17 protein-coding genes and 1 other annotated feature are annotated in these 16453 nt (G+C 36.8%); all 17 genes read right to left on the reverse strand.

What is annotated here, in order from left to right; genetic code table 11:
* Window positions 1-7: 7 nt before the first annotated feature.
* Complete coding sequence (pheS, locus tag VXM77_RS08470; RefSeq protein ID WP_161831969.1) at window positions 8-1036, reverse strand: phenylalanine--tRNA ligase subunit alpha; 1029 nt, start codon at window positions 1034-1036, stop codon at window positions 8-10.
* Between the two features lie 44 nt (window positions 1037-1080).
* Window positions 1081-1288 (reverse strand) — a binding site (T-box leader).
* Between the two features lie 73 nt (window positions 1289-1361).
* Entirely contained in the window at window positions 1362-1898 is a 537-nt protein-coding gene (locus tag VXM77_RS08475; protein ID WP_338506018.1) for a Nif3-like dinuclear metal center hexameric protein, read from the reverse strand.
* A gap of 81 nt (window positions 1899-1979) precedes the next feature.
* Complete coding sequence (locus tag VXM77_RS08480; protein ID WP_338506021.1) at window positions 1980-2468, reverse strand: Nif3-like dinuclear metal center hexameric protein; 489 nt, start codon at window positions 2466-2468, stop codon at window positions 1980-1982.
* Window positions 2465-3148 (reverse strand): class I SAM-dependent methyltransferase, encoded by a 684-nt coding sequence (locus tag VXM77_RS08485; protein ID WP_338506022.1) that lies wholly within the window; start codon window positions 3146-3148, stop codon window positions 2465-2467. Before VXM77_RS08485 ends, VXM77_RS08480 begins: the two co-directional genes overlap by 4 nt.
* Before the next feature lie 11 nt (window positions 3149-3159).
* Window positions 3160-4542 (reverse strand): RNA polymerase sigma factor RpoD, encoded by a 1383-nt coding sequence (gene rpoD / locus VXM77_RS08490; RefSeq protein WP_161831966.1) that lies wholly within the window; start codon window positions 4540-4542, stop codon window positions 3160-3162.
* A 13-nt stretch (window positions 4543-4555) separates the two neighbouring features.
* A complete protein-coding gene (gene dnaG, locus VXM77_RS08495; protein ID WP_161831965.1) occupies window positions 4556-6355 on the reverse strand; it encodes a DNA primase in 1800 nt (599 codons plus the stop codon).
* A 54-nt stretch (window positions 6356-6409) separates the two neighbouring features.
* A complete protein-coding gene (locus tag VXM77_RS08500) occupies window positions 6410-7783 on the reverse strand; it encodes a glycine--tRNA ligase (RefSeq protein ID WP_338506024.1) in 1374 nt (457 codons plus the stop codon).
* 525 nt (window positions 7784-8308) lie between these two features.
* A complete protein-coding gene (recO, locus tag VXM77_RS08505; protein WP_161831963.1) occupies window positions 8309-9049 on the reverse strand; it encodes a DNA repair protein RecO in 741 nt (246 codons plus the stop codon).
* Window position 9050: 1 nt separating this feature from the next.
* The gene (locus VXM77_RS08510) at window positions 9051-9209 is read right to left on the reverse strand and encodes a YqzL family protein (RefSeq protein ID WP_161831962.1); all 159 of its coding nucleotides are present in this window, start codon (window positions 9207-9209) and stop codon (window positions 9051-9053) included.
* 113 nt (window positions 9210-9322) lie between these two features.
* Complete coding sequence (era, locus tag VXM77_RS08515) at window positions 9323-10231, reverse strand: GTPase Era (protein WP_161831961.1); 909 nt, start codon at window positions 10229-10231, stop codon at window positions 9323-9325.
* Entirely contained in the window at window positions 10231-10635 is a 405-nt protein-coding gene (gene cdd / locus VXM77_RS08520) for a cytidine deaminase (RefSeq protein WP_161831975.1), read from the reverse strand. Before cdd ends, era begins: the two co-directional genes overlap by 1 nt.
* An 11-nt stretch (window positions 10636-10646) precedes the next feature.
* Window positions 10647-11036, reverse strand: coding sequence for a diacylglycerol kinase family protein (locus tag VXM77_RS08525; RefSeq protein WP_161831960.1), 390 nt, complete (start codon window positions 11034-11036; stop codon window positions 10647-10649).
* Window positions 11014-11487 (reverse strand): rRNA maturation RNase YbeY, encoded by a 474-nt coding sequence (ybeY, locus tag VXM77_RS08530; RefSeq protein ID WP_161831959.1) that lies wholly within the window; start codon window positions 11485-11487, stop codon window positions 11014-11016. The genes VXM77_RS08525 and ybeY overlap by 23 nt, the downstream gene beginning before the upstream one ends.
* Window positions 11488-11500: 13 nt before the next feature.
* Window positions 11501-12469, reverse strand: a complete 969-nt coding sequence (locus VXM77_RS08535) for a PhoH family protein (protein WP_161831958.1) — start codon at window positions 12467-12469, stop codon at window positions 11501-11503.
* Between the two features lie 12 nt (window positions 12470-12481).
* On the reverse strand, window positions 12482-13612 hold the full coding sequence (locus VXM77_RS08540) for a sporulation protein YqfD (protein WP_161831957.1): 1131 nt from the start codon (window positions 13610-13612) through the stop codon (window positions 12482-12484).
* Window positions 13605-13874, reverse strand: coding sequence for a YabP/YqfC family sporulation protein (locus tag VXM77_RS08545; protein ID WP_161831956.1), 270 nt, complete (start codon window positions 13872-13874; stop codon window positions 13605-13607). Before VXM77_RS08545 ends, VXM77_RS08540 begins: the two co-directional genes overlap by 8 nt.
* Window positions 13875-14045: 171 nt before the next feature.
* Entirely contained in the window at window positions 14046-16451 is a 2406-nt protein-coding gene (gene parC, locus VXM77_RS08550; protein WP_161831955.1) for a DNA topoisomerase IV subunit A, read from the reverse strand.
* Window positions 16452-16453 lie beyond the last annotated feature (2 nt).

The raw sequence follows: 16453 nt of genomic DNA on the forward strand, positions 1-16453 counted from the left end.
TTTTATCTTATTTAAATTGATTGATAAATCTTAAATCATTAATATAGAAATTTCGAATATCTTCAATGCCATACTTTAACATCGCAATACGTTCTGCCCCAATTCCGAAGGCAAATCCTTGATATTTCTTAGAATCAAATCCTGACATTTCTAACACATTTGGATGCACCATTCCAGCACCTAAGATTTCAATCCATCCTGTTCCCTTACAAATATTACATCCATGACCCGAACACTTAGAACATGTAACATCCACCTCAACCGATGGTTCCGTGAATGGGAAGAATGATGGGCGTAAACGAATTTCGCGATCCTCACCAAACATCTTGCGCGCTAATTCTAATAAAGTCCCCTTTAAGTCCGCCATTGTAATATCTGTATCAATCACTAATCCCTCGATTTGTGTAAATTGGTGTGAATGCGTCGCATCATCATCATCACGTCGATAGACTTTCCCAGGACAGATAATTTTAACAGGTCCTTTTCCTTTTGCCGCTTCTAATACACGTGCTTGAACAGGAGAAGTATGCGTACGTAATAACGACTCCTCTGTAATATAAAATGAATCTTGCATGTCACGTGCTGGATGCCCTTTAGGTAAGTTAAGTAATTCAAAGTTGTAATGATCCCACTCAACTTCTGGACCTTCTTCAACAGTATACCCCATTGAAATAAATAAAGATTCAACCTCATTTGTCACAGCTTGTAATGGATGAACAACTCCGATACGTGTTCGACGACCTGGAAGTGTCACATCAATTGTTTCACTCGCCAATTGCATCGCAATTGCTACCTCTTCAAGTTCTACTTTTTTACTTTCAATCGCTTGCGAAATAGCCGTTTTAACTTCATTTGAAACCTGACCAGCACTTTTGCGCTCTTCTGGGGCCATGTCTTTCATATTTTTCATGACTTCTTGAATGGGTCCCTTTTTCCCTAAATACTTGACGCGAAGATTATTTAATTCTTTTAAATCAGTTGTTTGTCCAACTTCCGCTAAAGCTTGAACTTGCAATTCTTTTAATCGATCTAGCATTTTTATTCCTCCATCTATATTCTTTTCAAATAAAAAAACGTCCTAAAAAGGACGTTTCACACGCGGTACCACCTTTATTGCTAAGATCAAAATCCTTAGCCACTTCAGTAACAATAACGGTTTAAACCGGATGGGATTAGCATCACTCCAAAGGTGAATTCAAGAGTTTACCTATAAAAGTGTTTGCAGTCTAGGACACTTTCTCCCTCAATAGTCAATTCCTCTTTACTATGCCTTTTTCAACGTTTTTTTATTTTTCTTAATCTCTATTATATCTTTTTCATCAAAAATGTACAAGAACTTATATCAATTAGGCCCTATTTCATTAGACAAACTGAAAGGGCTCCGTACTAATTTTTGAATCGATCGCTATCCCTGCTACCCATTCATTTAACAGATTGGCTACATGTTGCTTCATCATACATTCCGCATGGTGTCCGACGTCTAAGACATTTAACCCCATATCTTGTGCATCCTGAGCATCATGAAACCCAACATCTCCTGTAATAAATAAATCCACCTTACGTGCCTTAACAGGACCAAAATAGCTACTTCCGCTCCCACCGATGACAGCTACCGTTTTAATTTTTTTATTTAAATTTCCAACAAATCGAGCATTCGAAATATTTAATGCTTGTTTAACCTGTTTGATGTACGCTGCTGCTTCAAGTGGTTCTGAAATATTTCCAACACGTCCGAGTCCATATTGAGCTCCTGGCATCGTCACTTGCAGTGGGTAAACGTCGTATGCCATTTCCTCATAAGGATGGACCTCTTTTATTTTACTAATCACAGACTGAACTTCACTAGCTTGAACAACGCCTTCAATCTTAGACTCGTTCACATGCTCTAGTTGATTCACCTCACCTATAAAAGGATTGCTATTTGTTAATGGTTTAAAAGAACCTATTCCCTCAGAAACAAATGTACAATGTGAGTAGTTTCAAATTTGCCCGACTCCTAGGTCCCCCATCGCCTGACGGACCTTCTCTACATGAGTCTGAGGCACATAAACGATAAGTTTTACATACTCCTCACGTTTCGTTGGAATAAGGGGTTTAATATTTTTTAAACCTAAAGCATGAGCTAAACAATCATTCATTCCATTAGTAGCAATATCAAAATTTGTATGCATACAATAAACACAAATATCATGTTTAATACAAAGTTCAACAATTTTTCCTTTTGGCGTATTCGTGTTAACGGTTGCTAAAGGACGATAAATGAATGGGTGATGGGCAATGATTAAATTAGAACCCTTTTCAATTGCCTCTTCAACAACCGCCAATGTCACATCAAGTGTGACTAAGGCCGTTGTCAGTGGGCGATTAACATTTCCAATATGAAGTCCGATTGGATCTTTATCATAAGCTAATTTTTTTGGAAACCATTCTTCAAGTTTTTTTATAACCGCACTAATAGTCAAACTCATTTTTTTAATACCTCTTTTAAAAGCGATTGACGATGATTTAAAGCATCGATTCTTGGATGATGAGCCGGTAATTGATTAATAATTTGATTGTTTTTATCATATTCCTTTTGCCATCTTTCTTCGAAGACCTTACAAGATGACTGACGTCTTAAAACAGGACCAAATTCGAGATCTAATTCGTTATACACCACCGGAGTTTGACTCGGTTGCACAACAATAATCTCATAAAATTTTTTTTCATCAAGAACAATTTTCTCATCTACAATCTCAAATTGATTTTTCATTAAAAAGGTGCGTAATACATTAGCATCCAAATTAGGTTGTAGAATGAGTCGATTAAAAGATTTAGCCAGCGGGATATCCGCCTCTAAAATCGATGTAATCAACTTTCCTCCCATTCCAGCAATAACCACGCCCTCAACTTCACCTGGCTTTATAACACTCAGTCCTGATCCTAAACGCGTCTCAATGAGATCGTCTAAGTTATATTTTGAAATAGTTGCCTTAGCAGCCTCTAGTGGACCTACCCCAACATCGGCTGCAATGGCTCTTTTCAATTGTCCTCTTAATAGTCCGGCACAAGGTAAATAAGCGTGGTCCGTTCCAATATCGGCAATTGATTGTAAAGGATGAAGAGCATCCAGACATGTTTGTAATCGTAACGATAATTCGCAATTCATAGTCTCTAATCCTATTCTTCCATAAAGTCTTTTAATCGACGACTACGAGAAGGATGACGTAGTTTACGTAAAGCCTTAGCCTCGATTTGGCGAATACGTTCGCGTGTCACTCCGAACTCTTTTCCTACCTCTTCAAGTGTTCGAGTACGTCCGTCCTCAAGTCCAAAACGTAAACGTAAGACGCGTTCCTCGCGATCCGTTAACGTCTCTAATACATCGTCTAATTCTTTTTTTAACATCTCATTAGAAGCGAATTCAGATGGTGATAAAGCATCCGCATCTGGAATAAAGTCACCTAAGTGAGAATCGTCCTCTTCACCGACTGGAGATTCTAATGAAACAGGTTCTTGAGAAATTTTTAAAATTTCTCGCACTTTTTCCGGGGAAATTCCCATCTTATCAGAAATTTCTTCTGGTAATGGTTCACGCCCTAATTCTTGAACAAGTTGACGTTGAATGCGAACAAGTTTATTAATCGTTTCGACCATATGCACTGGGATACGAATGGTACGAGCTTGGTCAGCAATCGCACGTGTAATCGCCTGACGAATCCACCATGTGGCATATGTTGAAAATTTAAATCCTTTTCGGTAGTCAAACTTTTCAACTGCTTTAATAAGCCCCATATTTCCTTCTTGAATTAAATCTAAAAATAACATTCCACGCCCAACATGACGTTTCGCAATACTAACAACTAAACGTAAATTGGCCTCTACCAGACGTTTTTTAGCGTATTCACCTTCTAGAATGACACGGCGCGCTTGCTCGTCCGTTAATTCAGTAATTCCAATTAAATATTCATTTCCGTCATTAGCTTCACCCGCATTTTTAATTAATGAATCGATACGTTCAAGCAATTCAGATGGAATTTCTTCATTTTGTCGGCGAATTTCCATGATTTCTGCCGAGATATCCCCACACTCAATCTTTTTAGCAAATCCGATTTCTTCTTGACTCGATAGTAATTCTACACGACCAATTTCTTTTAAATACATTCGGACAGGATCATTAATTTTGAATTGTGATGTAAATTCAAAGTCATCAAATTTTTCTTCTAAATCAACTTCTTCTTCGGCACTAAAATCGGCAGGAATATTTTCCTCTTCATCCTCATCCGTATTAAATTCTGGTAAAATCAACGCTGGTGTTTCTTCAACCTCTTCAGGCTTCGCTTTAACTACCTTCGGTTCCGTTACCTTTTCGGCTTTCACGATATTAATTCCTTCCGAATCATATAAGTCTAAAAAAGAGCTAATCATTTCTGGGTCTAATTGAACTTGTGCAAAATCATTATTGATTTCATCATATGTTAAATAGCCGCGCTTTTTACCTAATTTAATAAGCCGGTTATTAATTTCTAGTATTTTTCTTTCGTCAAGTACCGGATTTGACATAAAACCACTCCTTCTACTTCTCAAACTGTTGTTTGAGTTGATTCACTTTACCTAGTAATTCTAATTTTTGGTGATCTAATGTTGCTTCGCTAATTTGTTTTTTCAACTGTTCCATTTGTACTCTATAAACATATTCTTTAATAACAGAAATTAAATCGTTAATTACTTCATCATCACCCAGTGGAGGCAATGATTCGCATTCAAAAATAATATCTGTAATAGGCTTGACTAAATCCTCATCAATCCAATTTAAAAAATATTGTAAATTCATCGTTTCATGCGTCGTGTAATAATCGAGAATATACAACACAATATTTCGACGCGTAGAATCGTTTAAATATCCATTTAACTCTTTTTCCACCTTCAAAGCGACACGTCGCTCTTTTAACATGTAGTGAATTAACATTTTTTCAGATCGTTCATATTTAGTATCTCGTACTTGTCTTGAATGTATTTGTACGTTTTCGTTTTTATTGTTGTTAATATTTACATTTTTATACACTTGACTTTTACTGCTATAATTAAACTCCTGAAGAATACTCTGTTCACCGATTGAAATATCATGAGCTAATTTTTTTAAAATCAACTCTTTTAGTGTTGCGCTTTGTAAGGTATAGGCAAAGTGATAGATTTGTCGTTTAAATTGTTCACGATGACTAACAAAATCTAAATTAAATTGACGCCTGATTGAGAGATACTGATAATCAATAGCTGGAATCGCTTGATCAATAAGTTTAGAAAAGGCCTCGCTCCCGTAAGTTTTAATGAACTCGTCCGGGTCCATATTATTTGGAAATTCAGCGACACTTATTGAAAAATTTTGCGCCATTAAAATAGGAATGGCCTTACTTGCTGCGGATAGCCCCGCCTTATCTCCATCAAAACAAAGAATGATTTTATCCGTTAAACGACGTAATTCACGGCTATGTTCTTCAGTTAACGCCGTTCCCATCGTCGCTACAGATTCATCAAACCCGGCTTTAACGGCGGCGATTACATCCAAAAAGCCTTCAAATAATAAAACGCGATTATGTCTTCGAATTGAACGTTTCGCTTCATTTAAGTGATAAATAAGCTTCCCTTTCTGAAAAACATTGGATTCTGGTGAATTAACATATTTTCCTAAATGGGTATCCCCATCTAAGAAGACTCGTCCACTAAATCCAACCACGTGTCCGAGCTTATCTGAAATCGGAAACATGATACGGGATTTGAAGCGATCGTAGTAATGACCGTTGTGTTCATTAAGTAGGCCGACTTGGGCCGCCAATTCTAACGGGTACTGATTGTTCGTTAATGTTTTCACCAGAGCATCCGAATAGGAGGGAGCTAATCCAATCCCAAACGCATCAATCGTTTCGCTATCAATCCCTCGTTCTTTCAAATAGGATAATGCTTCTTTTCCGTCTTTTGTATGGTTTAAATAGTAATGATAAAATCCCTTTGCAAACTCTAAAATCGCAAACTCATTTTTAAACTGTGCCTCTTTTTGGCTCGAATCCGATGACACGCTAATGTCTGTTTGAATGCCCGCCCGCTGAGCTAATTTTAAAATTGCTTGAGGGTATGAAACAGCTTCAATTGAGGAAACAAAGGAAACAACATTACCCCCTTCACCGCAACCAAAGCACTTATAAATTCCTTTATCAGGAGATACGACAAAGGAAGGGGTATTTTCACCATGGAAAGGACATAACCCCTTATAATTTTTACCTGCTTTACTTAACTGCACATAATCGCCAATGACATCAACAATATCACTTTTTGCGATGACTTCATCAAATAACTCCTGAGGAATTTTATTCCTTCCCATTGCATTCACCCTCTTCCATCTCGTATTTTGCTTCACCTAGCAAAGTGTAATCAATTAAAATTGAATTTTTGCTGTTAAATAATCAACTAATTCATCAATAGCAACACGTTCTTGCTCCATTGTATCGCGATGACGAACAGTTACCTTTTTATCGTCTAATGAATCATAATCAAATGTCACACAGTATGGCGTTCCGATGGCATCTTGACGTCTATAACGTTTACCAATTGTTCCTGCCTCATCGTAATCAACCATCATATGTTGTGCTAATGTTGAGAAAACTTCTAAAGCTTGTTCATTTAATTTTTTAACAAGTGGTAACACTGCTACCTTATATGGTGCTAAAGCTGGGTGGAATTTTAAGACTTCACGCGTTTCACCGTTTTCTAATGTTTCTTCTTGATAGGCATCAATTAAGAAAGCAAGTGTCACACGGTCTGCCCCAACTGAAGGCTCGATACAATATGGAACATATTTTTCATTTGTTGTTGGGTCTTGGTATTCGAAGTTAACTCCTGATTCTTTCATATGGGCTTTTAAATCAAAATCTGTACGATTAGCAACACCCCATAATTCTCCCCAACCAAATGGGAAACGATACTCGATATCTGACGTTCCATTACTATAGTGACTTAACTCTTCTTGTGAATGTTCACGTTGACGGATATGATCAGGATTCATTCCTAAATTCACTAACCAATTCCAGCAGTATTGTTTCCAAAATTCATACCATTGTCCATCCTCACCAGGTTTACAGAAGAATTCTAACTCCATTTGTTCAAACTCGCGTGTACGGAAGGTAAAGTTTCCTGGTGTAATTTCGTTACGGAAAGATTTTCCGATTTGTCCAATTCCAAATGGAACTTTTTTACGACTTGTACGTTGAACATTTTTAAAGTTGACGAAAATTCCTTGTGCTGTTTCAGGGCGTAAATAAACCACTGATTTATCGTCTGATACAACCCCCATATGTGTCTTAAACATTAATTCAAATTGGCGAATATCCGTAAAATCATGAGCGCCACAATTTGGACAAGCAATCTGATGTTCGCGAATGTAGTTCATCATTTGTTCTTCTGACCATCCATCGGCAATGATATCATCCCCATGGTCTTCAATTAATTTATCTGCACGGTGACGACTTTTACATGCTTTACAATCCATTAACGGATCACTGAATCCTCCGACGTGTCCTGAAGCAACCCATGTTTGTGGATTCATTAAAATCGCACTGTCTAATCCTACATTATATGGTGATTCTTGAATGAATTTTTTCCACCATGCTTTTTTTACGTTATTTTTTAATTCAACCCCTAATGGTCCGTAATCCCATGTATTAGCTAAACCACCGTAAATCTCACTTCCTTGGTAGACAAATCCCTGTGTTTTACACATACTAACGATTTTTTCCATTGTTACTTGACTCATTTTATCGCTCCTTTTTCACTGACACTTCAGGCGCCATAGGCATAGAGAAAATAAAAACTCCCATACCTATGCCCTGAGCATAGGGACGAGAGTTTTTCCCGCGGTTCCACCCTACTTGTAAAATCAACTGACTTTACCACTTTATTAATCGTGCTCGGAAGTCCCTTCCTAAAGTCGTTGAAATCTGGCTTTCACCATCCCAGACTCGCTATCCTCCAACCTGATCTAAAGTACTCCTCTTCGTCTTCACACAAATATTGCATTATACTACTACCATTATATTATATCAAACCTTGCTTGACAATATACAAAAATACTAAAAACGACAGCAAAAAGATAATATTTTCAACGAATGCCTACACATTTATAAAAAACATTACGCAATAGGCCCCACTTCCCCTATTCTCTCCCTAAGACCCGATGAATGGCCTATCTCACAAAATATAAACTCACGAATCATTTTCTAAATAAAAACTTACAAAACAATAGCGGCGTCCTTTCGATAAAAAAAGAGCCTAAGGCTCCTTATAAATCATTTATAAACTTTTTAGTCTGTAATTTAAATCCAGCGTATGAATCATAGTAAGCATCTAGGAATTGCTCAATTGGTTTTAAAATATCTTCATCAAGATCGATGTCTGGCAAGACATCCACCTCTAATTTATACAGGGCACGCACCATTGGAATTAAAGGTGCATCAATTAAAATAGGCTCCACGGGTTGATAACATCTCTTACACACAAGTCCTCCTTGACGGATACTTAATGTCACAATATCTTCAGTGCTTCGACAAACCGCACAGCAATCCATTACAGGGGCAATTCCAAGAGCGGGTAACATTTTTAATTGAAAAATAAGATTCAATAGATACGGAGAGTATCCTTCCTCAGCCGCTGTCAGAAACTGTTTAAACATGTGATATGTATATCTGCTAAAGCGTTCATCAATCATCCCTTTTAGAATGATTTCAACCATGCAATAAAAATAAGCCATGTGTTCATAATTCAATTTTAAATTTAAATAATATTCGATAACATCCCCACTATAAGCAAAGTAAAGATCACTGTTTGCTTGGTGTGAGGAGTTCAAATTAAAACGTGCACACGTTAATGGTTGAACGAGTGCACTTTTCTTCGTATTAACTTTATTGGCGTTTTGAACGAAAACGCCAATAACTCCTTTTTCTTCTGTTAAAACCTTTACAATTTTGTGATGTTCGCCGTAATTAAAGCTCTTTAATACAATTCCTTCTACATCAAGTGCCACGTTACTCCTCCTCTGTAACTTTAGCAGGTTTCACATCAGCAATCTCGTCTGAGAATTCGGTCGTTAAATTATCTACTGTTAATTCTTCTGATTCTTTCATTAACAAATAGTGATCAATTTTTCCCGTACGTTTGAAGATTTCCCATTCTAGACTATTCATGTATAATCCCTTCTTACTAGCTACGCTATTATTTTTAGTCCCTATTTTTTAGTATATCCTAGAATCTAAAAATTATGAAAAATTAACCTAAACTTTTGTCTTAATCAGTCGAATTAATATTCTTTTTCGCTATAACCAAAATCATTTAAATATAACTTTTTATTACGCCAATCTTTTTGTACCTTTACCCATAATTCAAGGTAAATTTTTGTTCCTAATAGCTTAACGATATCTTTTCGTGCCAATGTCCCAATATCTTTAAGCATTTTTCCACCTTTACCGATTAAGATTCCTTTTTGAGACGGACGTTCTACGACAATCGTTGCCATCACATCAATCACATTTTTACCTTCTACCTTCTCAATTTTATCAATCACAACCGCTACAGAATGAGGAACTTCCTCATGAGTTAAATGCAACACCTTCTCACGAATTAATTCTGAAATAATAAAACGTTCGGGATGATCGGTAATATGATCGGACGGATAAAATTGTGGTCCCTCTGGTAATTCTTCCTTAATAACAGAGAGTAGCGTGTCAATATTTTCCCCTGTCATTGCCGAAATCGGAATAATACCAGCGAATTCATGATATTCACGGTAAGTAGCAATAACGGCGAGTAATTCTTCCTTCGTAATTAAATCGATTTTATTAATTACAAGGAATACCGGCTGTTTCACCGACTTTAAATGCTCTAAAATAAATTGGTCACCACGACCTAATTTTTCAGTTGCATTGACCATAAACATAACTGCGTCTACTTCATTTAAGGTCCCAATTGCTAAATCGGTCATAAATTTCCCTAATTCATGTTTCGGTTTGTGAATTCCCGGTGTATCGATAAAAATCGTTTGGGAATCACTATCTGTAATAACCCCCTGAATTTTATTTCGAGTTGTCTGAGGCTTATCGCTCATAATCGCGATTTTTTTCCCTAGTACGCGATTTAAAAATGTTGATTTCCCGACATTTGGGCGTCCAATAATTGAAACAAATCCTGATTTAAATGCTGCATTAGTCATTATAGATCCTCCGATGTAAATGAATAAGGTAGTAATTCAAAGACACGATAGCTTTTGATCTCGTCTTTATTGCTTAATAGGATAACCGTTGCATCAGCCGGCATAAGTTCACTCATCACTTGACGGCATGCCCCACAAGGTGAGATAGGACGATCCGTATTCGCTACAACAGCAATCGCCTCAATATCTTCTCGACGATAACCTTTTGTAAAGGCTGTAAATAAAGCTGAGCGCTCAGCACAGTTCGTTAATCCAAATGAAGCATTTTCAATATTAGCTCCATTAATAATAGTTCCATCTGTTAATTTTAAGGCAGCCCCTACTGGAAATTTCGAATAAGGGACATAAGCATTTTGGTAAGCTTCTTTCGCTGCTTCGATTAAATCTGCATACATTTCTTTTATCATACTTTCACCTACATTTTTAATAAATATGGAAGAAAAATAATTCCTCCAATAATCACTGAAAAAATGGCCGCGATTAATACGGCTCCTGCGGCAACATCTTTCGCAATTTTAGCATAAGGATGATACTCACTTGTTACCAAATCAACCGTCTTTTCAATGGCAGTATTCACCATCTCGAGGCAAATAACTTGCATAATCACCACTAAAATAATTAAAAACTCTATCTTAGTAATATCAAAATAAAGGCCACCCATCATAGCAGCTATTACTGCTAGATAGTGAACCTTTATATTACGCCCTATTGCAGATGCTGTCAAGATACCACGAATGGCAGGTCGAAAAGATTTTAACACGGCATAAACGGAATGCTCCTCTTTAGCGTTGTATTCCGAGCGCATTTAAAACCTCCTCCTGTTTACCAAACATGATTTTTTCCTCCTCGGGTTCTAAGTGATCATACCCGAGAAGATGAAGGCATCCATGCACAGCAAGAAAACTTAATTCCCGCTCAAAGGAATGCCCATAACGCTCAGCCTGTTCGCGTGTTCTCGGTAATGAGATAAAGACATCACCTAACATTCTTGGCATTGGCACTCCTTGAATTTTAATTTCTCCGGGAATTTCATCTTCAATGGCAAATGTAATGACATCCGTCACGGCATCTTTATTTCGATAATTAGCATTAATCTCTCGGATTTGTTCATTATCAACAAAAATAAAGCTGCATTCTAACGTTTCCTGATCTAATTTTTCCTGCTTAATGGTTTCATTTACAACGATTTCAACCATTTTTTCATATACATCCACTGCTTCGTCTGTTTGATTATAAAACTGGATATCAACTGCCATTTTTTTACTCCTTTTATTCACCTGAAGACTCATAACTTTCAATAATTTTTTGAACTAATGTATGACGCACTACATCGACTGTTTCAAATTGAACAAATTCAATTCCCTTAACGTCTGATAAAATTTCTTTTGCATGTTTTAATCCTGATTTAACGGGTTTCGGTAAATCGATTTGCGTTTCATCCCCCGTTACGACCATCTTAGAATTAAAACCTAAACGCGTTAAGAACATTTTCATCTGTTGCTTTGTCGTATTTTGAGCCTCATCTAAAATGATATACGCGTCTTCTAACGTACGACCACGCATATAGGCTAACGGGGCAATCTCAATAATGCCGCGTTCAATCATTTTTTCGGTTTGTTCTAATCCTAATACGTCATATAACGCATCATATAACGGTCTTAAATAAGGATCCACTTTTTCTTTTAAATCCCCTGGCAAGAACCCAAGGTTTTCCCCCGCTTCAACGACTGGACGCGTTAAAATAATTTTGCGGACGATATTCTTTTTAAGCAGTGCAACCCCGATTACAACTGCTAAATAAGTTTTCCCTGTTCCCGCTGGTCCAATTCCAAATACTAAGTCATTGTCCTGAATTTTACGATAATAGTCCTTTTGATTAAATGTTTTTGCATAAATCATTTTTCCTTGAACGGTTTTAATAATTTTATACCGCTCATCGAATAATGATTCTAAATCACCTAGACGATGTTGTTCGTTCATTTTAATCGCATATAAGACATCGCGTTCTGTAATTTCTTTTCCTTTGCGGTGTAATTCAACAAGCGCCATTAACACTTCTCGAATGATAGCCGCCTTCTTCTCATCTCCAAATAAATATATCTGATCCCCACGTAGGGAAATCTCAACATTGTAATAATCTTCAAAGATTTTTAAATGTTTATCATGATGTCCCACCACTGAGATCGTCTCATCAATAGTTTCAAACACTGCAGGTATTTTAATAGGGTCTTTACTCATAATCCAGCTCCTCTAATATGCAATATTTTCGTATACTGTCAGATGACACTTAAAAATAAACTGTGTCTCTGTCTCTTCCTCTGATATTATCTCCAAATTTTTAATGATAAACTCATCATCTGTCTCTTGTTTGTATTTATTTTTAATAATAGTCAGAAGATTTTCTTTTAACTCCTCAGAAGTATTTACTCTCATTATATCACTTTTTTCATAATATTGTATTTTTTCTAAATAAAGGGGTGATTTTTTTAGAAAAAAGAAGGGATTATATGATTTCTTTACTTCTTCATACTTTTCATAACTTACCTTTTTGCTTGGAAGTTTTAAGTCTATCCCCCCGACATGAAGTACATACTTCGTTTCCTTATTAGCCGTAAATCCTTCTTGGACATCTACTTTCTCCGCTGTCACGATGGCTTCGTACCAAGTATCAGCAAATACCTCCCCCTTCGCCGTATCCTCAATCGGGATAATTTCTGTGGTATAAGGTTGTTCAACATAACAAGTTACTAGCGGGTCTCCTTCCTTCACTAGCTGATTTTGTTCAACTAACACCCGGCAGCTTGAAACCTTATAATCCCGAATGACACCCGATCGTTTAGCATAAAGCGTATCCGAATACGTATCCAAGTCTTCTCGCTCCTCTACCGGAGTATTATAGACTTCAAATACAATATCTGTTCCCTTACGGTAAATATTAATCCAGGCATACTCATTGTAATGTTCCTTCAATTCTGCCTCAATGGCCTCAAGATCGCCCTGCAAAAAGGCTAATGGCCCAAACTGTTTAAAATGAGGCGCTAGCAACGTTTCTAATTCTTCCGTCTCTTGCTTATTTAAGTTACCATGGATTTGATAACCAATCGTGTACTTATCCATCAGTGACATCAAGATAAAAGTCAACACGACAAGTGGAACAATAATTTTTAGGACCGAAGGATAGATAGAGATTTCTCGAACAATCGGATAATCCCTGTCTAATTGCTTCGCAACATCCTTTCGAATCGTTACTAAATAACCCTCCTTTTTTCGTTTCACTCCATACAACATCACGTTCTGTCGCCTGAGTTGATTGATTTCCGTCATATCAGGAACTAAAATTTGCACCTTTGCTATAAATATTCCTAACCATTTGTTATTCATTCCTATCACCGACTATTTCTATTTTTTTTATCCGATCACTTTCAATACGAATAACTAAGTCACCATACTCTTTAATTCTTAAGTTTTCTCCCGAAATAATATACTTATTTTCTGGGGTCTTTAAAATACAAGACGTTTCCGTAAAATTCTCCACCGTACAATGATCATTTACAATGACGGTTTTATTCTTAATGAGTTGAATGAGAGGATAGTTTAACGCCTGCTTAAAGATTAATGATTCAACCTTATTCACCATTTCCATTTTATCACCATCATTTTTCTTATTAACTGTTCGTATGCTCATAAGATTTTATGAAACATAGCCACCAAATATGAGTAAATTACTAAAACTTTTAGGCTCCTGTCCTTTCATTTATCTCACTAACATCCTATGTTTAGAATAAAAAAACGATTCCTAAAAGGAATCGTTTTTTTACTCTACTTCGCTAACGACAAACTTTAAAGCCAGGGAATCTACCATATTTGTTCCTACTGAATTTAAATCTACCGCTTTAAATGCTGTATTTAATTTTGTCAGACCGTCTACTGTTAAAATAGACACTTCCTGGTTAGGAATCACTTTAATAACATCCACAAAATAATGCGGATTTGATTTTAATGTCTTAATTCCTAAACATCCTTTTTTATTTCTTGAAGATAAGGCAATATCTTTAACTTTTAACTTTTTAATATTTCCTCTTTGAGTTAATAATAGGAGTTCATCATTAACTGCAGCCAATAAAACCTTAACGAGCTGGTCATCATTTCCTAATTGAATTCCTTTTACCCCCATCGCTTTAAGCCCCGTCGGTGTAATCTCTGTATCACTAAACTTCAATAAATATCCCTTCTTAGTGACCATAATCACATCATTCATAAATGAAGCACGAATAACAGAAACAAGTTCGTCCTCTTCTTTAACTGACATGGCAACCATCGCACGGTGATAACGTGAGACCTCAAAATCACTTAAACGTGTTTTCTTAATCATCCCACTCGCCGTTGTAAAGAAGAAATATTCCTCTGTTTTAAAATTCGTCACTGGGTAAACAGCAATAATCTTCTCTTCTGAATCCATCGTCACAAGGTTAGAAACATGTTGCCCAAGATCCTTCCATTTAAATTCAGGTAACTTAAAGACTGGTAAATAGATAAAGCTTCCCCTGTTAGTAAACATCAAAATAGTCTGCAAGGTATCCAGTTGCAATTTAGCCACCAGTGCGTCTCCCTCTTTCATGGCTTGCACATCTGATTTCGTTGCATTATAAGAACGCAATGTTGTTCGCTTCACGTATCCATCTTTTGTAATGGCAACCATCACGTCTTCTTTAACGACCATATCTGTTTCATCAATTTTAATTTCTTGGATATGCTTTTCAATGACACTTCGACGTGGCGTCTCGAATTGTTTCTTCACTTGTGCCAATTCTTCTTGAATGACGTGTAATAACCTCGTTTCACTACTTAAAATAGCTGTTAACTCTTCAATTCGCTGAGTCAATTCGCTATTTTCTTGTTGAAGAGCCGTCACATCCGTATTGGTTAAACGGTATAACTGTAACATCACAATGGCCTCTGCCTGGCGCTCACTAAATTCAAAAGCTTTAATTAAATTTTGTTTTGCATCTGCCTTATCCTTTGATTGACGAATAAGATGAACGACCTCATCTAAAACCGAAACCATTTTAATTAACCCTTCGACAATATGCTGACGTTCTCGTGCACGCTTAAGATCAAAATTCGAGCGATTCGTCACAACTTCTTTTTGGTGTTGAATATAAGCGTCAATTAACTCCATTAAGCCCATCAACACCGGACGTTTATTATGAATAGCTACCATGTTAATATTATAAGAAATCTGCAAATCCGTATTTTTAAAGAGATAGTTCAACACTAAATCAGATTTCACATCTTTTTTAAGTTCGATAACCACACGTAACCCATTGCGGTCCGTTTCATCTCGAACCTCCATGATCCCTTCAACTTTTTTATCGATTCGTAAATCATCTATTTTTTTAACTAAATTAGCTTTGTTCACTTCATAAGGAATTTCAGTCACAACAATTTGTTCCCGTCCCCCACGAATCGGTTCAATTTCGGTTTTTGAACGAATAACAATTCTACCTTTTCCAGTAGTATACGCCTTTTTAATCTCCTGTTCTCCTTGAATAATAGCCCCTGTTGGAAAATCTGGGCCTTGAACAAACGTTAAAATATCATCAAGCGTACATTGCTTATGATTCATTCGGTAAATAACTGCATTAATAATTTCACCTAAGTTGTGGGGAGGAATATCCGTCGCATACCCCGCTGAAATTCCCGTCGCACCATTCACTAATAAATTAGGAAAAAAGGCAGGTAATACCGTAGGCTCTGTCATCGAGTCATCAAAGTTAGGGATAAAATCGACTAAGTTTTTATCAATATCTCTTAATAATAAACCAGAAATAGACGATAAACGTGCTTCTGTATAACGCATCGCCGCAGCCGGATCGCCATCAATACTCCCGTTGTTTCCGTGCATTTGCACAAGTGGTTCACGTAACTTCCAATCTTGTGAAAGACGAACCATCGCATCATACACAGATGAATCCCCGTGAGGATGATAGTTACCGATAACATTACCTACCGTTTTCGCTGATTTACGAAACGGCTTTTCAAAAGTATTTCCATCTTTATACATTGCATATAAAATTCGTCGCTGAACGGGCTTCAACCCATCCCTTACATCAGGTAATGCCCGATCTTGAATAATATATTTCGAGTAGCGGCCAAAACGGTCGCCCATAATATCCTCTAAGCGCATCGGTTGGACACGCTCTTGAGTCGATTTATTCATAA

Source organism: Turicibacter sp. KK003, from assembly GCF_037014675.1.
Lineage (GTDB): Bacteria > Bacillota_I > Bacilli_A > MOL361 > Turicibacteraceae > Turicibacter > Turicibacter faecis.